The sequence below is a fragment of the Ruegeria sp. MALMAid1280 genome (assembly GCF_049195285.1).
Classification (GTDB): domain Bacteria; phylum Pseudomonadota; class Alphaproteobacteria; order Rhodobacterales; family Rhodobacteraceae; genus Ruegeria.
Window position 1 is genome coordinate 204553 of sequence record NZ_JBMIRT010000057.1, and the last position, 17785, is coordinate 222337.

Sequence of the window (17785 nt, forward strand, 5' to 3'; positions counted from 1 at the left end):
CAGAAAGGACCACGGCATGATTCTGTGCTGCGGTGAAGCCCTGATCGACATGATCCCCACCCCGACCGTTTCGGGCGGAAAAGGGTTCGTGCCCCATTCCGGCGGCGCCATCTTTAACACGGCCATTGCGTTGGGGCGATTGGGGGCTCCGGCCGGGCTGCTGACGGGACTGTCTTCGGATATGTTCGGGGAACAGTTGGCCGAGGCCCTGCAGGCCAGCCATGTGGAAGACAGCCATGTGATCCGCGCGGACCGCCCCACAACACTGGCCTTTGTGCAGTTGAAGGATGGGCACGCGACCTACAGCTTCATGGATGAGAACTCGGCCGGGCGGATGTTGATGCCCGAGGATATGCCCGACCAGTTGCCCGCCGTGTCGGCGCTGTATTTCGGCGGGATCAGTCTGGCCTGTGAACCCTGCGCCGACGCCTATGCCGCGCTGCTGGACAAGCATGGGGCGGATCGGGCAGTGATGATCGACCCGAATATCCGGCCGGATTTCATCAAGGACCAGACCCGCTATCGCACCCGTCTGAACGGCATGATCGCGCAGGCGGATATCGTGAAGGTCTCGGATGAGGATCTGGACTGGATCGTCCCCGGCCCGGAAACCATCGCCGAGAAAGTACCACTGCTGTTACAGGCGGGGCCTGCGGTTGTCATCGTGACACGGGGCAGCGACGGTGCGTCCGGCTATCTGGCGGATGGGTCCGAGACGTCGGTCCCTGTTCCACCTGTCGAAGTGGTCGATACGGTCGGAGCAGGCGACACCTTCAACGCTGGCGTTCTGGCAGAGCTCGAACGCGCGGGGCATCTGAGCAAACCTGCCCTGCGCGCCCTGACCTCGGGCCAGCTGCGGTCCGCCCTCGCCAAAGGGGCTGAGGTTGCCGCCGTTACCGTCTCCCGCGCCGGGGCAAACCCGCCCTGGTCGCACGAGCTTTGACCCATAAGAGACCGACATGAAACGATCCGACATCAACGCCATCAAGACCGAGGCCGAAGACTTTATCCGTTCGTTCGGCGCGGTGCTGCCACCCTTTGCCAACTGGTCACCGGATCAGATGCGCAGCGACAAAGCCGCTGGCATTCGCGAACGCGGGTTGGGTTGGGATATCACCGATTATGGGCAGGGCCGCTTTGACGAGCTGGGTCTGTTCCTGTTCACCCTGCGCAATGGCGATGTGCGGGATTTGAACAGCGGTCGCGGTATGCTCTATGCCGAAAAGCTGCTGGTTTCGCGCGACAGACAGCTGTCGCCGATGCACCGTCATATCGTCAAGGCCGAGGATATCATCAATCGGGGCGGCGGCGCTCTGGTGATGGAGATCTATGCCTCGGACTCCGAAGGCGGCATAGACCGCGACAACCCCGTTGTCGTGCCCAGCGATGGCTGCCCGGTCACGATCAAACCCGGTGAACTGCTGCGCCTGAAGCCTGGGGAAAGCGTCACCCTGATGCCCGGCATCTGGCACGCGTTCTGGGCCGAAAAGGGCGATTGCCTGATCGGCGAGGTGTCGACCGTGAATGACGACCGAACCGACAATGTCTTCGAAGACCCGATCCCCCGTTACGCCACCATCGAGGAAGACATCGCGCCCGATTTCCTGTTGGTTGCGGATTACTATGCGTGAAAAAAGATAAGTCCCTTTTCTAAAACCGGAAAAGCGCATTAACATGGTCCTCAATACCGGGGGTGAGGTGCTGACCTCACCCCTCCGGGACAACAACCGTGAGAGGACCGGTACAATGGTCACGAAAGCCGAGCTTGAAGCCCAGGTCGCCGAACTGCGCCGCCAGCTGGCCGAGCAAACCGCGGCCAGCCGACAGGCACCCGAGCCCGAACCGCATGACACGGTGGCCGACAAGATAGCCGAGAATTTCGACAACTGGTCCGGTCAGTTGGAAGAAGCCCTGACCGAGCTGGAAGACCTGCCCCACAAACGGCCGATCCTGTTTGCCCTTGGCATTTTCACGCTTGGCTATCTGCTAGGCCGATCCCGGTAGGAGCCCGATCATGAGCCGCATTTCCCGCAATATTTCAATCGTCCTGCGCGCCGAACGGTTGATTGCGCAACGCCATGTGGCGGTGGCTGCGCGGCGCACCGGGTTCTACGCCGCTGCAGGGCTGGCCGTCGGGTTGGCTGTCATCATGCTGAACGTGGCCGGGTTCTTCTGGCTGTCGGCAAGCCTGTCGAAACCGCTGGCGGCGCTGATCATGGCCGGGGCCAACCTACTGCTGGCGCTGATCCTTGCCCTGCTGGCCAACACGCAGAGTGCACAGGCCGATACGACAGCGGCAGTTGAACTGCGCGACATGGCCCTGCAGGACATCGAAACCGAGGTAACAGACGCCCTGTCCGAGGTGCGCGGCACCGTGACGGGCCTCCGCCGCGATCCGCTGGGCGCGCTGACGCCTGATGTCATCAGCGCGATCCTGGGGACGTTGGTCCGGTATGCCCGGCGGCGTAAAAACAAGCCGGACCAGTAGCGGCGGTTACATCATCTGCGCCGCGGCGCGGGCGATCACCATCTCTTCGTTCGTGGGGATCGTCAGAATCCGAACGCGGCTGAAATCGGTCGACAGAACCGTGCCGCCATCGGCATTTCTGTTGTGATCCATGTCAATCCCGATCCAGCGCATCCCGTCACAAACCTGCTGACGGATCTGGGCCGAGTTCTCGCCAACCCCGCCGGTAAAGACCAGCGCGTCGATGCCTTCCAGCGCGGCTGACAGCGCGCCCAGTTCGCGGCGGATGCGGAACACGTAATAGTCGATGGCCTTGCGCGCGTCGGGCGTGTCAGCCGCCAACAGGGTACGCATATCCGATGAAATACCCGAAAGACCGAGCAAGCCGGATTTGCGATAGAGCATCTCGGCGATTTCGTCCGCCGACATGCCTTCCTGTTGCATCATATACAGCACAACGCCGGGGTCCAGCTGACCGCTGCGGGTGCCCATCGGCAAACCGTCCAGCGCCGAAAAGCCCATGGTCGACGCCACGGCCCGGCCGCCTGAGACAGCACACATCGAAGCCCCGTTGCCCAGATGCGCGATGACCACGCGGCCGTCATAAAGCCCCGGGGCGATCTCTTTCAGTTTCTGCGAGATAAAATCGTAGCTCAGACCGTGAAAGCCGTACCGGCGCACGCCTTTTTCATAGTAGCCTTGCGGCAGGGCGAATGTGTCGTTGACCCATGGATGCGTGCGGTGGAACGCGGTGTCGAAACAGGCAACCTGAACGGTGCCGGGAAAGGCGGCGCTGGCGGCGCGGATACCGGCCAGGCTGTAGGGTTGGTGCAGCGGCGCAAAGGGGATGAACCCGGTCAGGGTTTCAATGACCTTGTCATCGATCAGCACAGGCTCGGAATACACCGTCCCGCCATGCACGACCCGGTGGCCAATCGCGCGGATGTTGATGTTCGGCAGATACTCTTGGGCCATTTCCAAAAAGGCCTGAATGGCCTCATCATGGCTTTTGGCATTGGTGAGCGGCCGGTCGACCGAGCGCCCTCCGGCAGATTGCGCCAGCAACCTGGGCGCGTCGCCAAGGCGTTCAATCTGGCCACGCCAGCGCATACTGGGTCGGTTGCTTTCGGCCAGTTCATACAATCCGAATTTCAACGAAGAAGATCCGGCGTTCAGCGCCAGAACATAGTCAGCCATGAAATTTACCTTTGTTCGCCTGCACGTGCAGCGCCGCCACCGCGCACGAGGCCAGACGCGACGCATCGTCATCCGACCGCGATGTCAGAATGATCGGCACGGTGGCGCCAACAACGATCCCAGCTGCCTCGGCATGTGAGATAAATGTCAGCTGTTTCGCCACCATGTTGCCCGCCTCGATATTCGGCGCCACCAGGATATCGGCCACCCCTGCAACCTCAGAGGTGATCCCCTTGGTGCGCGCCGCGTTCAGATCGACCGCGTTGTCCATCGCCAGAGGGCCATCAACCAGACCGCCGGTGATCTGGCCCCGCTCGGCCATTTTCGACAGCAGCGCCGCATCGACGGACGAGGGCATATGCGGGTTGATCGTCTCAACCGCCGACAATACGCCCACCTTGGGCGTTTCGATCCCGATGGAATGCGCCAGATGGATGGCGTTCTGCACGATATCGGCCTTGGTTTCGAGGTCCGGAGCAATGTTGACCGCCGCATCCGTCACCATGATCGGTCGCGACATGCCCGGAACGTCCATCACGAACACATGCGACAGGCGCCGCCCGGTCCGCAGCCCCCTGTCCCGGCGCAATACCGCGTGCAGCAATACATCCGTATGCAGATGCCCCTTCATCAGGGTCTCAGCCTTGCCTTCGACCACAAGGTCGACCGCGCGGTGGGCGGCGATCTCGTGGCTGTCGGCCTTGATAATTTCGATCCCCGACAGATCGGCGCCGAGTTCAGCCGCAGCAGCGGCGATCTTGTCCGGGTCACCCAACAGGATCGGCGTGATGATACCCCTGGCCTTGCCCAGCAGCGCACCGCCCAGCGAATTCGGTTCTTCCGGCGCGACCACTGCGGTGGGCAACGGGTCCATCGGCTCGGCTTTTGCGATCAACGCGTCGAAGTGACGGTGGCGCTGGACGATCAGGCCGGGAACTTCGACCGAATCGAAGACCATCTGCTTGGCCGGCGGGGTGACCTGCACCTCACCGCTGAGGACCAGCGCGTTGTCACCGACGCGGCGCACCTTGGCGGCACACAGCAAGTCACCATCCGCGCGTTTTTCGATCACGGTGACAAAGGCGGTGACTTCGTCACCCGCCACCACGGGAAGATGGAAGGTCAGATTGGCCGAACGGGCCTGGGTCCCCGCGCCGGGCAGGATATTGCCCAGAACAGCCGCAATCAGACCAGCTGGCCACAGGGCCGGGGCGACTGCCTCGGGGCGACCATCGCCATCGCCGTCATATCCCGCCAGATGCAACGGGTTGTGATCACCCGAGGCTGACGCAAAGGCATAAAGATCGTCGATTGTGCACAGGCGTGTCACCTGCGCTTCGTCCCCGACCTCCACCTGCGCGTAAGTGCGGTTTTGTTCTATCTTCATAGCGGCTTGGCCTTGTTCACTGCGGCAGCCTTGCGCGCCCGGGATTTGGGGGCAGGTTTGGCCGGTGCATCGGATTTCTGTTCGACCTCAGCAAGATCGAGTGTCTCGTACAGCGCCTGCGCCATCTCTACAAGTTCGGGTGACGGGTTCGGGATATCGCCCAAGACACGTTTGATCAGATCCACCGCCTGTTTTCTTTCCGAGGCGCGCGGCAGCAAATCGGGCAACGAGCCCATCGCGCCCCGTTCGTCAAAGGTCACGATCACGGTCTGTTCGTGCAGCAGCCGCTGGCGTTGTTCGACAGTCAGGTCCTTGAAAGGCGCCTCATTGCGGAACACATGCGCCCAGCGATGCAGAATCTCGGCCCTGAAGCTTTGATTGCTGTTGCCTAGCAGGATCAAAAGACGGATCACCGCCTCGGGCAGCCCGCCCTGTTTCATATGCGCCAGCGCGGCCTCGACCTGCGGCAGAGAACGCAGGGATTCGGGATCGGGCAAGGTCCGGTGCGCTGCGTATTTCTTGCCGAACCACACAGCCAGCGGCCCGCCCCAAAGCGTGAAGAACGTGGCCTCGTACCACGCATCGCGCAGGTCGCGGTTCAGGTCCATGACCTGTTCGATCCAATCGGCCGTCAGTTTCTCAAGCCCAAGGAAAGGATTGTCCGGCGCGGCGGGCGCGCGCTGTTCGCGCACCGTATCGGCCAGATGCTCCACGCCCTTCATCACCGGGTTCGCCGATGACATGGCAACCCGCTGAACCCGCAGCGGATGCAGATCGCGCAGGGCTTTTGCGCCCATCGGCGTTGACAGGGACCGCACAACGGGGCGCCCGAAGGTTTCATAGATGTTGGCCTGAACCTCGGACATATGCGCGACGGCGGCAAAGCTGGCTTCGTCCTCCTGACCGTCATCCAATGCGGCCAGGTCGTCAAGGTTCCGGTCATAGAACCGGACCTCGAACCGCTTGTTCTGACCTTCGCCTTCGATTTTTTCGATCACCATCTCATAAAGGCCCGGTGCCATCGCCTCGACCGTTTCCAGGGTCGAGGCCAGCTCGGTATGCTCCTTCCGCGCCACTTTGGACGAGACGAAAATGCCCAGATGGCCGACCTCGTCATGCAGCATGTAGATGATCCGCTGCCCGCGCAGGCGGATTTCCTCTTCGTCCGCATAGGTTGCAGCAATCCAGTTCAGCGCCTGCTGCGGTGGCGTGATGTTGTCGCCCTGGCTGGCAAAGACAAAGATCGGACCTTTGATGGCCTTGATATCCACCGGTACGCCGGGTTCCAGCTGAGCGGTGTTCTTGACCAGCTGATTGCCGACAAACAGCTGCTCGACAATCCAATGGATCTCGGCCTCGTTCAGAATGAAATAGCCGCCCCACCAGCGCTCGAAATCGATGAAGCGTTTCCGGCCCGCTTCGGGGTCGCGATACAGATCGAAATACTTTCCGAAATAGTTGCGACCGGGGTTCAGCTGTTCGAAATTCATCACCAGATTGGCGCCGTCGAACTTGCCCGCGCCCAGATCGGACCAGAACATCGGCTGCCATGTGCCCCCCAGGACACCGGCGTTATAGCGCATCGGGTTTTCACCCACCTCACCCGACCACGGTGCAACCGGTGCGCCGTTCAGGATCAGCGGCCCGGTCAGGTCCGGGTTGCAAGCAGCCATCAGCAAGGTCGCCCACCCGCCCTGACAATTTCCGGTCACCACGGGCTGCGGGCTGTTCGGGTGGCGCGCCCGCACGGTGCGCACGAACCCGGCCTCGGCGTGCATGACATCGGCAAGGGTCTGGCCGGGCACTGGATCACGTCCGAAACTGACGAAATACACCGGATGCCCCTTGGACAGGGCCACGCCCACCTGACTGTCCGGCTTGAAACCCCCGATCCCTCCGCCGTGCCCCGCGCGCGGATCGATGATGATATAGGGGCGTCTTTTGTCATCCACCGCCATACCTTCGGGCGGCAGAATACGTAGCAACTGGTAGTTGCAGGCGCGTTTCAAGGTCTTCCCATCAACGATGACCTCGTCGTCATAGACCAGCACCGGAGGGCAGCCCGCTGCCTCATGCTCCAGAAACACGTCGCCGCGTTCGCGCAGCGCATCCATGGTCAGCACCACCCGTTGCGAGGCGTCCTTCAGGTAGCTCGCCCAGTCTTTCGCCATGGACTGCGACCGCATAAGGCGTTGGGTCGCATCGGCAACCCCCTGCATCAGGTACCGGGTGCGTTCCGAGTGGGTTTCGGCGATCTTTTCCGACTGCAATCGGGCCGATTGGGCCAGCAGGTGCCACTGTACGCCGGACTGGTCCAGCGCGCGGGTCACAATGTCAAACGTCCGGTCCTGAACCGCGGCCGCATCCTGCGCCATCTCGGAACCAAGTTTAAGCGAAGTCTTCTGAACATTTGAGAACATGATCCTGTCCTTTACCCACCCTGATTCCCGGCATCGGCAGCTTGCGCCTCAGTCGGATGATTGGTCCCGTCCAGACTGAACATTTGGGCCGATCCTCTCGCGAATTCTGCAGTGCAGCGTTCCGAGTTTCGATATGGGACTCAATTTCGGTGCTGCAACGCCGCATAGCAAGAAAATGTAACAACAGGACTTTGGCCCGCCGCACGGGCCAATTTGGTGCGTTTTACGCCTAAAAACAGCGCCAAACTGTTGATCCGTTCTGTCCCCGCAGCCGGGTTGGCTGTTCTGATCATTCAGGGGTACGCAAAGCGATGAAAAATAAAGCTCTCATCTATGATCTGGATCAAAATTCATCAACTTTAGAAGCGCTAATGAGGTATCGTAAAAGAAGAATCAAACGCGAACAGTCCAGCCACATGAGCCAGATGACGAGCCGCAGGGCGTTTCTAAGCGCCAGCATGTTCCGGGAGGACAGCAATACCGTCCGACCTCCGGGCTCGGTTGTGCCGGGCTTTGTGGAGCAGTGCACCAAATGCGGCGACTGCGCCGAGGCCTGCCCCGAAAACGTGATCGCCATTGACCAGGATGGTTTCCCGGTGTTTCAACCCGGCGACGATCCCTGCACGTTCTGCGGCGATTGCGCCAAGGCCTGTCCGACGGACGCTCTGCAAATCGAACGTCTGACCGACTGGCCATGGCGGGCCGCCATTCAGGAGGCCTCGTGCCTGTCCTCAAACGGCGTCAGCTGCCGCGTCTGCCAGGACAATTGCGAACAGGACGCCATCCGGTTCAGGCTGCAGCTGGGCGGACGGGCCGAACCGTCGCTGGATGCTGATACCTGCAACGGATGCGGTGCCTGCGTGGCGCTCTGCCCTGCCGATGCTGTCGCGTTTGAACGTCGGCCCATAACTCAAACGGAAACGGTTCAATGAATATCTGCGGTTGCCTTGCACATGTTGCACAAGAACAGACCGACGCCGCGGCGCAAACCATGCGGGACACGCCGGGCGTCGAAGTTCATGCCCAGGCCGACGATGGCCGTTTCGTCATCGTTGTCGAAGATACACCCGACCGCCTTGCGTCCGAGATCATCATGGATCTGCATCAGATCCCCGGAGTGATCTCACTGACGCTGACTTATCACCATTTCGAGGATCTCGCGGAAAGCGCTCCGCATCCCGAGGCCCCAAGCCAAACCACCAGCCGGAGGCTCACGCTATGACTACTTCAGAATCTCGCCGGACTTTTCTCAAGGCCTCAGCGGCCGCTGCCACTGCGTCCGCCGCAGGCATCCCTCTGGCCACCGGTCAGGCCGTTGCGCAAACCGGTGCTCCCGATATCCGCTGGGACAAGGCGGCCTGCCGGTTCTGCGGCACCGGCTGCTCGGTTCTGGTCGGCACCAAGGACGGCCGCGTTGTCGCCACCCAAGGCGACCCGGACGCCCCGGTCAACCGCGGTCTGAACTGCATCAAGGGCTATTTCCTGTCCAAGATCATGTACGGCAAGGACCGCCTGACCACGCCGCTGCTGCGCAAATCGAACGGTGTCTACGACAAGAACGGTGAATTCGAGCCGGTCAGCTGGGACGAAGCCTTCGACGTCATGGCCGAGAAATGGAAAGAGGCGCTGGCCAAGAAAGGCCCGACCAGCGTTGGCATGTTCGGCTCTGGCCAGTGGACGGTCTGGGAAGGTTACGCGGCCTCCAAGCTGATGAAGGCCGGGTTCCGGTCGAACAACATCGACCCCAACGCGCGGCACTGCATGGCCTCGGCGGTTGTAGGCTTTATCCGCACTTTCGGCATCGATGAGCCGATGGGCTGCTATGACGACCTGGAACAAGCGGATACATTTGTGCTGTGGGGGTCGAACATGGCCGAAATGCACCCGATCCTGTGGTCGCGCCTGACCGATACCCGCCTGACCAAGCCGGGTTGCGAGGTGCACGTCCTGTCCACCTTCGAACACCGCTCGTTCGAGCTGGCCGACAATGGCATCGTCTTTGCGCCACAAACCGATCTGGCGATCCTGAACTATATCGCCAACTACATTATCCAGAACGGTGCGGTGAACGAAGAGTTCGTCAAGAACCACGTCAACATCACCAAAACCGCCACCGATATCGGCTACGGCCTGCGCGACAACCACCCGCTGCAGGAAGCTGCCGAAAACCCCAATGTCGGCAAGATGGAACCGATCAGCTTTGAGGAATATGCCGAGGCGGTTTCGAAATACACGCTGGAATACACCTCGGAACTGTCCGGTGTGCCCGCCGACAAGCTGGAGCGTCTGGCCAAGCAATACGCCGACCCCAACCGCAAGGTCATGAGCCTGTGGACCATGGGCTTCAACCAGCACACCCGCGGGTCCTGGGTGAACTCGCTGATGTATAACGTCCACCTGCTGGTGGGTAAAATCTCGGAACCCGGCAACTCGCCGTTTTCGCTGACCGGTCAGCCCTCGGCCTGTGGCACGGCGCGTGAAGTCGGCACCTTTGCCCACCGTCTGCCCGCCGACATGGTGGTGATGAACGACAAGCACCGCGAGATTTGCGAAACCGCATGGAACGTACCCGCCGGCACCATTCCGGCGAAACCCGGCTTCCACGCCGTGCTGCAGCATCGCAAGTTGAAAGACGGCGATCTGAACGCCTATTGGGTGCAGTGCAACAACAACATGCAGGCCGCGCCCAATATCAACGAAGAAGGCTATCCCGGCTATCGCAACCCGGAAAACTTCATCACCGTGTCCGACCCCTATCCGACGGTCACGGCGGTGTCCGCCGACCTGATCCTACCCACCGCCATGTGGGTCGAAAAGGAAGGCGCCTATGGCAACGCCGAGCGCCGCACCCAGTTCTGGCGGCAGCAGGTGCATGCGCCGGGCGAGGCGAAATCGGACCTGTGGCAGCTGATGGAGTTCTCGAAACGCTTCACCGTCGAAGAGGTCTGGGGCGAAGAGCTGCTGGCCAAGATGCCCGAGCACCGCGGCAAGACCATGTATGACGTGCTTTATGCCAACGGCAAAATCGACCAGTTCCCGCTGTCCGAAACAGCCGAGGGCTTCGACAATGACGATGCCGAGCATTTCGGTTACTACGTCCAGAAAGGTCTGTTCGAGGAATATGCCGACTTCGGTCGCGGTCATGCGCACGATCTGGCACCGTTCGAGATGTACCACGAGGCGCGCGGTATGCGCTGGCCGGTCGTGGACGGGAAAGAAACGCTCTATCGTTTCCGCGAAGGCTATGACCCCTATGTGCCCGAAGGCGCGGGCGTGAAGTTCTACGGCAAACCCGACGGCAAGGCGAGCATCATCTTTGCCCCCTATGAGCCCGCCGCTGAAGAGCCGGATGAAGAATATGATCTGTGGCTGTCCACCGGTCGCGTACTGGAACACTGGCACTCGGGCTCGATGACCCGCCGGGTGCCAGAGTTGCACCGCGCCTTCCCGTCGGCCGTCGTCTACATGCACCCGCAGGACGCCAAGGATCGGGGTCTGCGCCGTGGACAAGAGATCGTTCTGTCCACCCGTCGCGGCGAAGTCACCAGCCGGGTCGAGACCCGCGGACGCAACAAGGTGCCGCGCGGTCTGGTCTTCATGCCCTGGTTCGACGAGCATCAGCTGACCAACAAGCTGACTCTGGACGCAACCTGCCCGCTGTCGAAAGAGACCGACTTCAAGAAATGCGCGTGCAAGGTTGAACGCGCGTAACCGGGAAGGATCGCACAGGTAGTCCCCATGTCCCTGACCGGTACTCCTCTTTCGCCGCAACGGCGCCGGTTCCTGCAGGATTCGGCGCGTGCGGCTGGCGGCTGCGTAGTCGCCGGGTCAATGCTGGCCTGGTTGGCCCGCGATGCCCGCGCGCTGCCGGCCGAGGCATTGCGCCCGCCCGGCGCGTTGCCGGAAGAGGATTTCCTGTCGGCCTGCATCCGTTGCGGGCTCTGCGTGCGGGACTGCCCTTACGACACCTTGAAACTGGCTGAACTTGGGGTTGATGCCGTTGCGACCGGCACGCCCTATTTCACGGCGCGCGATGTGCCGTGTGAGATGTGCGATGACATACCCTGCGTCGCCGCCTGCCCCACCGGTGCTCTGGATCCGGGGCTGAACAATATCGACGATGCCAAGATGGGCGTGGCGGTTCTGGTCGATCAGGAAAACTGCCTGAATTTCCTCGGCCTGCGCTGCGATGTCTGCTACCGCGTCTGCCCCGTCATCGACGAGGCAATCACGCTGGAAACCGCACACAACAACCGCTCGGGTCACCATGCGATGTTCATCCCGACCGTCCATGCCGACCGCTGCACCGGCTGTGGCATGTGCGAGAAAAGCTGCGTTCTGCCCGAAGCCGCGATCAAGGTGCTGCCCGCCAGACTGGCGCGCGGCAGCAGCGCAGATCACTACCGCAAAGGCTGGGAAGAAAAAGAAAGCCATGGCGGTCCGCTTGTGGACGGTCTGATCGACCTGCCCGACCGTTTGCCGGGGCCGGGCACGGACAATCTGGCCACTCCGGGCGGTTTCGCGCCGTCTTACGACCTGCCGGGGGTGGGACAATGAGCGCCCGTACCCTTCTGCCGGTCGGACAAGAGGCCGTAGCCACCAAAGGCTGGATCGGCGCGCACCGTTTCTTGCTGCTGCGCCGCACAAGTCAGCTGTTCTTTCTGGCGTTGTTCCTGCTGGGCCCCTGGTTCGGCATCTGGATCGTTCAGGGCACGCTGGCGGGGTCTCTGACCCTGGGCGCGTTGCCTCTGACAGATCCTCTGGTTCTGTTGCAAAGCCTTATGGCCGGGCATTGGCCCGAACTGACCGCGCTGATCGGCGGGGTGATCGTTCTCGTCGCCTATGCGCTGATCGGCGGCCGGGTCTATTGTTCCTGGGTCTGCCCGATCAACCCGGTGACCGATGCGGCAAACTGGCTGCACCGTCGGCTGGACCTGCCAAAAGGCTGGCAGCCAAAACGCAACACCCGCCTCTGGGTACTGGCGACGGTTCTGATCGTCTCGGGCCTGACCGGCGTGATCGCGTGGGAGTTGGTCAACCCGATCACCATGCTGCACCGCGGGCTGATCTTTGGCGCCGGTTTTGTCTGGGCTCTGATTGCTGCAATCTTCATCTTTGATCTGATCGTCGCGCGCCACGGCTGGTGCGGCCATATCTGCCCGGTGGGCGCCTTCTATGGCCTGATCGGCAGCAAAAGCCTGCTGCGGGTCAGCGCCGCCAACCGGACGGCCTGTGACGATTGCATGGACTGCTACGCAGTTTGCCCCGAAAACCAGATCATTTCGCCCGCATTGAAGGGCAAGCCCGGCACGACACCGCTGATCCTGTCGCCGGACTGCACCAATTGCGGCCGCTGCATCGATGTCTGCGCCGTCGATGTTTTCCAATTTACTCACCGGTTCGACGATCATGTCGTCGCACCTTCCGATCCAGTTCCCGCGCCCGAGCCGCGCGAAGCCAGACCTATCTAAGGGAGTGCCAAGATGAAAAAATCAATCGTGACAGGCGGAATTGCCCTGATCCCCGTTTTGCTCCTGAGCGGGTTCGCCCTTGCCCAGTCAGCCCAGGTGGAAACCCTGCGCGGGGCGGAGGTGGATGAACCCATTCCCCTTGATCAGATTCACAGAAATATCGAAGGACGGATGCAGCGCAACTATCGCCAGCAACCGCCGCTGATCCCGCATTCGGTCGAGCAGTACCAGATCGATGTGCGCACCAACCAGTGCCTGTCCTGCCACGACTGGACCAAGGCCGGCGACCGCAACGCGCCAACCCTGTCGATGACCCACTACCTGGATCGCGACGGCAACGAGTTGGACCAAGTGGCAGGCACCCGGTATTTCTGCAATCAGTGCCACGTGCCTCAGGCGGATGCTCCTGCGTTGGTCGACAACGTGTTTGAACCCTCATCCGGCAACTAATCCAACGCAAGTCTGAAAGGAGCACCGACATGGCAGACTCCCCCGAAAAACGCGGATGGATAGGCCGCATCTGGAACGCAATCTGGACACCGGCTGTCATGTTCAGCTCGGGCTTTCTGGTGTTGGCAGGTTTTCTGGCCGGTATCCTGTTCTGGGGCGGGTTCCACTGGACCCTTGAACTGACCAATACCGAGGAATTCTGTACCTCGTGCCACACGATGGAAACCAATCTGGGCGAATATCGCGAGACGATCCACTACAACAACCACTCGGGCGTGCGCGCGATCTGTTCCGACTGCCACGTGCCGCACGAGTGGAACCACAAGATCAAGGCCAAGATCATGGCCGTCAAGGACGTGTATCACGAGCTGGCCGGAACCATCAGCACGCCTGAAAAATACGAAGAACACCGGCTGAGCATGGCCTCGGCCGTGTGGAAAAAGATGAAGGCGTCTGACAGCCGCGAATGCCGCAATTGCCACAACTTCGACTATATGGATTTTACCATTCAGGAAACCCGCGCCGCGTCTGAACACCAGCGCGCGATCGACAACAACATGACCTGCATCGACTGTCACCAGGGTATCGCGCACACTCTGCCGCCGAACTACCTTGAGACCTATCAGGAAATTACCGAGGAACTGGCCGGCGAACCCTCGGGCAAGCTGCAGCAACAGGTGGCGGATGGCAGCGCCGAAATCCGGTCATTCCTGGCCGATCAGGCGGAATAAGGGGGCAAGACATGTTGGAATTTCTTGGAACAATCGGGGCCAACATCATCAGCCTGCCGGGTATTCTGGGACTTGCGCTGGGGATGATGACACGGCGTGTGTGGCTGGGCGGCCTGATGGGCGGTGCGGTCGGTGTGATGGAAACGCTGGTCTTTGCCCATTGGAACTTTGCCAATGTCGAAACGATCGAGCTTTTGATTGCCGTGGTTGTCGGTCTGTGCGCCGGTTCGCTGGGCTCGGCCATCCGCATCAAGGGCACGACCGCGTAAATTTTCTGGCCCGAGAATTGTTCACCCGGCGCCCTGCGTCGGGTGAACGTGTTTTCCGGGCGCAGTATCACGCCCCTACATTGACCACCATTTTCCCGAAATTGCCGCCGCTCAGCAGTTGGTTCAGCGCGTCCGGCGCGTTTTCCAGCCCGTCGACCATGTGTTCCTTGTACTGGATCGACCCATCGGCAATCCATCCGGTCATGTCGCGGCGGAATTCCTCATAAACTTCGCGCGTGAAGCTGTCGAAAATGATAAAGCCCTGCATTTTCACCTTCATGCGCAGCAATGTGCCCATGATTGCGGGCCCCATGTCCGGACCTTCGGGCAAACCCGGCAGATTGTACCACGCGACAACGCCACAAACCGGCACCCGCGCAAACGGGTTCAGCAGCGGCAACACTGCATACAGCACCTTGCCGCCGACGTTTTCGAAATAGACGTCGATCCCGTCCGGGCAGGCCTGTTTCAACTGCTCGGCAAAATCCGGCGCCTTGTGGTCGATACAGGCGTCGAATCCCAAATTCTCAACGATATGCGCGCATTTCTCCGCACCACCCGCGACGCCGACAACCCGGCAGCCTTTGAGCTTTGCGATTTGCCCAACGGTGGCCCCCACAGGCCCGGCAGCGGCCGCAACCACCACGGTTTCACCCGGCTTTGGCTCACCGATTTTCAGCAGACCGGCATAGGCGGTATAGCCGGGCATCCCAAGGATTCCCAATGCCCATGACGGGTTTTGCGGTGATTTTCCAAGGTTCATCACCTCGGTTCCGTCGGAAATCGCATAGTCCTGCCATCCGCTGCCCGACAGGACATAATCTCCGGCTTCGAACCCATCCAAATTCGACGTCACCACCTGCCCCACGACCTGAGCGGTCATGACACCACCTAAGGCCACGGGTTCGGCATAGGATTTGGCATCGTTCATACGCCCGCGCATGTAGGGGTCGAGAGACAGGTAAACCGTACGCACCAGCATCTCATTCGGTCCGGGGGTCGGAACCTCAGCCGTGGTCAGGCGCAGCGTGTTTTCGTCGGGCTGGCCGCTGGGGCGTTCGTTCAGAACGATCTGTCGGTTGACGTCTGGGGATTGGGCCATGTTCTGAATCCTTTGTTCTGGGTCTCGTTCTGCGACTTCGGTTTGCTTTGCTACTGTGCAGAAAGCGTAAGGGTCCGCAACGTCCTATACTTCAACTGCCGCTGCGGAACGCGGTTGGCGTTTGCCCGAACTCGGCCTTGAACGCGCGGGTCATGGCACTGGCGTTCTCATAACCGCAGCGCCCGGCGATTTCGGCGATGGACTGTTCCGTCTCTTCCGCCAACTTGCGCGCAAGGTTCAGGCGCAGACGCCGGTACAGCGCCTGCGGCGTGGTTTCCAGTTCGGCCTGAATCCGCGCCTCGATGCGCTTTTGGGAACATCCGATCTTACGCGCTACCTCTTTGATCGGCAGCGGCGTTTCCAGATTGGCCTGCATCACGGTCAGCGCCCGATTGACCACAGTGTCTTCCGATTTCAGCGGCAGCGCATAGTGATCCGCACCGCCCCGGCTCATCAGCAGATGCGCCACCTCCATCGACAGCAGTGGCCCGTGATCGCGGCGAATAAGGGCCGAGGCCAGATCAAACGCCGCCATCGCCCCGGAACAGGTCAACCGGTCGCCGTCGATGACAAACCGCTCCTGGACCGCGTCGACGGAAGGAAAGGTCTCTTCGAACCGGACCAGCTCATCCCAGTGAATAGTTGCCCGATGATCGTTCAGCAACCCGGCCCGCGCCAACAGCCAACTGCCCGTGTCCAGACCCGCCAGCTGCGTGTGTTTTCCCGCGGCCATCAGCACCGCGCGGGTGGTTTCGCGCGTATCCAGTTCGAGAAAACCATAAGACGGCATAACCACCAGCACATCCCCGCGCTGATCACTCAAGGCACCGTTCGGCGTGACGGCAAGGCCGCTGGAGCTTTCAACCACCCCTCCATCAATCGAACAGAACCGCCACGCGTACAGGGCCTGCCGTGACAATGTATTTGCGGCGCGCAACGGCTCGACCATGTTGGCCAAGCAGTGGTTCGAGAACCCATCGAACAGCAAAATGTTGTATTGCCGGGTCAAATTTTTTCCAACTCTGCACGATTCTTCGCCAACTCTGCATGTCGCGACACTGCGCAATGCCGTTTCCTGCGTCAATCACCTATCTAAGGATACGCGCCATGCAGTTTGGTCTGTCAGAAGAACAGGAAATGATCGTTTCGACTGTTCGCAGCTTCGTCGAAAACGAAATCTATCCGCACGAGGCCGAGGTTGAACGCACCGGTCAGGTTCCGCATGAGCTGGGCGAGCAGATCAAGCAGAAATGCATCGATTTGGGCTTTTACGCCTGCAACTTCCCCGAAGAGGTCGGCGGCGCCGGTCTGTCGCATTTGGACTTTACTCTGGTCGAACGCGAGTTGGGCCGTGGTTCGATGGCGCTGACGCACTTCTTTGGCCGTCCGCAGAACATCCTGATGGCCTGTAACGACGAGCAGCGTGAACGCTACCTGCTGCCCGCCGTGCGGGGTGAGAAAATGGACGCGCTGGCAATGACCGAACCGGACGCAGGGTCAGACGTGCGCGGTATGAAATGTCAGGCGGTGCGTGATGGCGGTGACTGGGTTGTTAACGGCTCCAAACACTTCATCTCGGGCGCGGAACACGCGGATTTCTTCATCGTCTTCATCGCCACCGGTGTGGATGAGACCCCGAAAGGCCCCAAAAAGCGTATCACCACTTTCCTGGTCGATCGCGGCACACCCGGCTTCGAGGTGCGCGAGGGCTACAACTCGGTCAGCCACAAGGGCTACAAGAACTACATCCTGTATTTCGACAATTGCCGCCTGCCCGACGCGCAGGTTCTGGGTGAGGTCGATGGTGGCTTTGCCGTGATGAACGAATGGCTCTACGCCACCCGCCTGACGGTTGCGGCCTTCTCGGTCGGGCGTGCGCGCAGGTGTTTTGACTATGCGTTGAATTACGCCGCCGAGCGCAAACAGTTCGGTCAGCCCATCGGAAAATTCCAGGGTATCGGCTTCCAGATCGCCGACATGATCACCGAGATCGACGCTGCCGATTGGCTGACCCTGTCCGCCGCATGGCGTCTGGACGAGAACCTGCCGTCGAACCGCGAGATCGCCTCGGCCAAGCTGTACGCGTCCGAGATGCTGGCACGGGTCACCGACACCACGCTGCAGATCTATGGCGGCATGGGGTTGATGCATGACTTCCCGATCGAACGCTTCTGGCGCGATGCCCGCGTAGAACGCATCTGGGACGGCACCAGCGAGATTCAGCGTCACATCATCAGCCGCGATCTTCTGCGTCCCCTCGGCGCGTAAGACCACGTTACCGCGGTGGGCGG

18 protein-coding genes are annotated in these 17785 nt (G+C 61.0%); 13 read left to right on the top strand and 5 right to left on the bottom strand.

Annotated features, from left to right (window positions below):
- Positions 1–16: 16 nt before the first annotated feature.
- The 4 genes from ACOQFT_RS16590 (at position 17) to ACOQFT_RS16605 (ending at position 2488) form a co-directional block, all read left to right on the top strand.
- On the top strand, positions 17–943 hold the full coding sequence (locus ACOQFT_RS16590) for a carbohydrate kinase family protein (RefSeq protein WP_421598999.1): 927 nt from the start codon (positions 17–19) through the stop codon (positions 941–943).
- Positions 944–959: 16 nt separating this feature from the next.
- Positions 960–1631, top strand: a complete 672-nt coding sequence (locus ACOQFT_RS16595) for a D-lyxose/D-mannose family sugar isomerase (RefSeq protein ID WP_421599000.1) — start codon at positions 960–962, stop codon at positions 1629–1631.
- A gap of 115 nt (positions 1632–1746) precedes the next feature.
- Positions 1747–2004 carry a hypothetical protein gene (locus ACOQFT_RS16600; protein ID WP_421599001.1) on the top strand — a complete coding sequence of 86 codons (258 nt, stop codon included), beginning with the start codon at positions 1747–1749 and terminating at the stop codon, positions 2002–2004.
- 10 nt (positions 2005–2014) lie between these two features.
- The gene (locus tag ACOQFT_RS16605) at positions 2015–2488 is read left to right on the top strand and encodes a hypothetical protein (protein WP_421599002.1); all 474 of its coding nucleotides are present in this window, start codon (positions 2015–2017) and stop codon (positions 2486–2488) included.
- Positions 2489–2494: 6 nt separating this feature from the next.
- On the opposite strand, the gene ACOQFT_RS16610 is transcribed toward ACOQFT_RS16605, so the two are convergent.
- Genes ACOQFT_RS16610 through ACOQFT_RS16620 form a run of 3 tightly spaced genes read right to left on the bottom strand, consistent with a single transcriptional unit; the run spans position 2495 to position 7471 of the window.
- Entirely contained in the window at positions 2495–3664 is a 1170-nt protein-coding gene (locus tag ACOQFT_RS16610) for an acetate/propionate family kinase (protein ID WP_421599003.1), read from the bottom strand.
- A complete protein-coding gene (locus tag ACOQFT_RS16615) occupies positions 3657–5051 on the bottom strand; it encodes a bifunctional enoyl-CoA hydratase/phosphate acetyltransferase (RefSeq protein WP_421599004.1) in 1395 nt (464 codons plus the stop codon). Before ACOQFT_RS16615 ends, ACOQFT_RS16610 begins: the two co-directional genes overlap by 8 nt.
- On the bottom strand, positions 5048–7471 hold the full coding sequence (locus ACOQFT_RS16620; protein ID WP_421599005.1) for a DUF3141 domain-containing protein: 2424 nt from the start codon (positions 7469–7471) through the stop codon (positions 5048–5050). The genes ACOQFT_RS16615 and ACOQFT_RS16620 overlap by 4 nt, the downstream gene beginning before the upstream one ends.
- Positions 7472–7887: 416 nt before the next feature.
- On the opposite strand from ACOQFT_RS16620, the gene napF reads away from it, so the two are divergent.
- From napF to ACOQFT_RS16660, 8 genes are read left to right on the top strand one after another with little or no spacing between them, the layout of a single operon-like run.
- A complete protein-coding gene (gene napF / locus ACOQFT_RS16625) occupies positions 7888–8403 on the top strand; it encodes a ferredoxin-type protein NapF (RefSeq protein ID WP_421599006.1) in 516 nt (171 codons plus the stop codon).
- On the top strand, positions 8400–8693 hold the full coding sequence (locus ACOQFT_RS16630) for a chaperone NapD (RefSeq protein WP_421599007.1): 294 nt from the start codon (positions 8400–8402) through the stop codon (positions 8691–8693). The genes napF and ACOQFT_RS16630 overlap by 4 nt, the downstream gene beginning before the upstream one ends.
- Entirely contained in the window at positions 8690–11182 is a 2493-nt protein-coding gene (gene napA / locus ACOQFT_RS16635) for a nitrate reductase catalytic subunit NapA (RefSeq protein ID WP_421599008.1), read from the top strand. Before ACOQFT_RS16630 ends, napA begins: the two co-directional genes overlap by 4 nt.
- A gap of 27 nt (positions 11183–11209) precedes the next feature.
- Positions 11210–12028 carry a ferredoxin-type protein NapG gene (gene napG / locus ACOQFT_RS16640; RefSeq protein ID WP_421599009.1) on the top strand — a complete coding sequence of 273 codons (819 nt, stop codon included), beginning with the start codon at positions 11210–11212 and terminating at the stop codon, positions 12026–12028.
- Positions 12025–12942, top strand: coding sequence for a quinol dehydrogenase ferredoxin subunit NapH (napH, locus tag ACOQFT_RS16645; protein WP_421599010.1), 918 nt, complete (start codon positions 12025–12027; stop codon positions 12940–12942). Before napG ends, napH begins: the two co-directional genes overlap by 4 nt.
- 12 nt (positions 12943–12954) lie before the next feature.
- Entirely contained in the window at positions 12955–13392 is a 438-nt protein-coding gene (locus tag ACOQFT_RS16650) for a nitrate reductase cytochrome c-type subunit (protein WP_421599011.1), read from the top strand.
- A gap of 29 nt (positions 13393–13421) precedes the next feature.
- On the top strand, positions 13422–14123 hold the full coding sequence (locus ACOQFT_RS16655; protein WP_170446676.1) for a NapC/NirT family cytochrome c: 702 nt from the start codon (positions 13422–13424) through the stop codon (positions 14121–14123).
- Positions 14124–14134: 11 nt separating this feature from the next.
- Entirely contained in the window at positions 14135–14392 is a 258-nt protein-coding gene (locus tag ACOQFT_RS16660) for a hypothetical protein (protein ID WP_421599012.1), read from the top strand.
- A gap of 67 nt (positions 14393–14459) precedes the next feature.
- Here the strand turns inward: ACOQFT_RS16660 and ACOQFT_RS16665 are convergent, their stop codons facing one another.
- Both ACOQFT_RS16665 and ACOQFT_RS16670 read right to left on the bottom strand, forming a co-directional pair.
- A complete protein-coding gene (locus tag ACOQFT_RS16665) occupies positions 14460–15494 on the bottom strand; it encodes an NADP-dependent oxidoreductase (protein ID WP_421599013.1) in 1035 nt (344 codons plus the stop codon).
- A 91-nt stretch (positions 15495–15585) separates the two neighbouring features.
- Positions 15586–16503: a GlxA family transcriptional regulator gene (locus ACOQFT_RS16670; RefSeq protein ID WP_421599014.1), complete on the bottom strand. Its 918-nt coding sequence runs from the start codon at positions 16501–16503 to the stop codon at positions 15586–15588.
- 98 nt (positions 16504–16601) lie between these two features.
- On the opposite strand from ACOQFT_RS16670, the gene ACOQFT_RS16675 reads away from it, so the two are divergent.
- On the top strand, positions 16602–17762 hold the full coding sequence (locus ACOQFT_RS16675) for an acyl-CoA dehydrogenase family protein (protein WP_421599015.1): 1161 nt from the start codon (positions 16602–16604) through the stop codon (positions 17760–17762).
- Positions 17763–17785 lie beyond the last annotated feature (23 nt).

Coding starts and splice junctions, on each gene's coding strand:
- ACOQFT_RS16590 (WP_421598999.1), top strand. CDS start 17: ATGATTCTGTGCTGCGGTGAAGCCCTGATCGACATGATCCCCACCCCG.
- ACOQFT_RS16595 (WP_421599000.1), top strand. CDS start 960: ATGAAACGATCCGACATCAACGCCATCAAGACCGAGGCCGAAGACTTT.
- ACOQFT_RS16600 (WP_421599001.1), top strand. CDS start 1,747: ATGGTCACGAAAGCCGAGCTTGAAGCCCAGGTCGCCGAACTGCGCCGC.
- ACOQFT_RS16605 (WP_421599002.1), top strand. CDS start 2,015: ATGAGCCGCATTTCCCGCAATATTTCAATCGTCCTGCGCGCCGAACGG.
- ACOQFT_RS16610 (WP_421599003.1), bottom strand. CDS start 3,664: ATGGCTGACTATGTTCTGGCGCTGAACGCCGGATCTTCTTCGTTGAAA.
- ACOQFT_RS16615 (WP_421599004.1), bottom strand. CDS start 5,051: ATGAAGATAGAACAAAACCGCACTTACGCGCAGGTGGAGGTCGGGGAC.
- ACOQFT_RS16620 (WP_421599005.1), bottom strand. CDS start 7,471: ATGTTCTCAAATGTTCAGAAGACTTCGCTTAAACTTGGTTCCGAGATG.
- napF (WP_421599006.1), top strand. CDS start 7,888: ATGAGCCAGATGACGAGCCGCAGGGCGTTTCTAAGCGCCAGCATGTTC.
- ACOQFT_RS16630 (WP_421599007.1), top strand. CDS start 8,400: ATGAATATCTGCGGTTGCCTTGCACATGTTGCACAAGAACAGACCGAC.
- napA (WP_421599008.1), top strand. CDS start 8,690: ATGACTACTTCAGAATCTCGCCGGACTTTTCTCAAGGCCTCAGCGGCC.
- napG (WP_421599009.1), top strand. CDS start 11,210: ATGTCCCTGACCGGTACTCCTCTTTCGCCGCAACGGCGCCGGTTCCTG.
- napH (WP_421599010.1), top strand. CDS start 12,025: ATGAGCGCCCGTACCCTTCTGCCGGTCGGACAAGAGGCCGTAGCCACC.
- ACOQFT_RS16650 (WP_421599011.1), top strand. CDS start 12,955: ATGAAAAAATCAATCGTGACAGGCGGAATTGCCCTGATCCCCGTTTTG.
- ACOQFT_RS16655 (WP_170446676.1), top strand. CDS start 13,422: ATGGCAGACTCCCCCGAAAAACGCGGATGGATAGGCCGCATCTGGAAC.
- ACOQFT_RS16660 (WP_421599012.1), top strand. CDS start 14,135: ATGTTGGAATTTCTTGGAACAATCGGGGCCAACATCATCAGCCTGCCG.
- ACOQFT_RS16665 (WP_421599013.1), bottom strand. CDS start 15,494: ATGGCCCAATCCCCAGACGTCAACCGACAGATCGTTCTGAACGAACGC.
- ACOQFT_RS16675 (WP_421599015.1), top strand. CDS start 16,602: ATGCAGTTTGGTCTGTCAGAAGAACAGGAAATGATCGTTTCGACTGTT.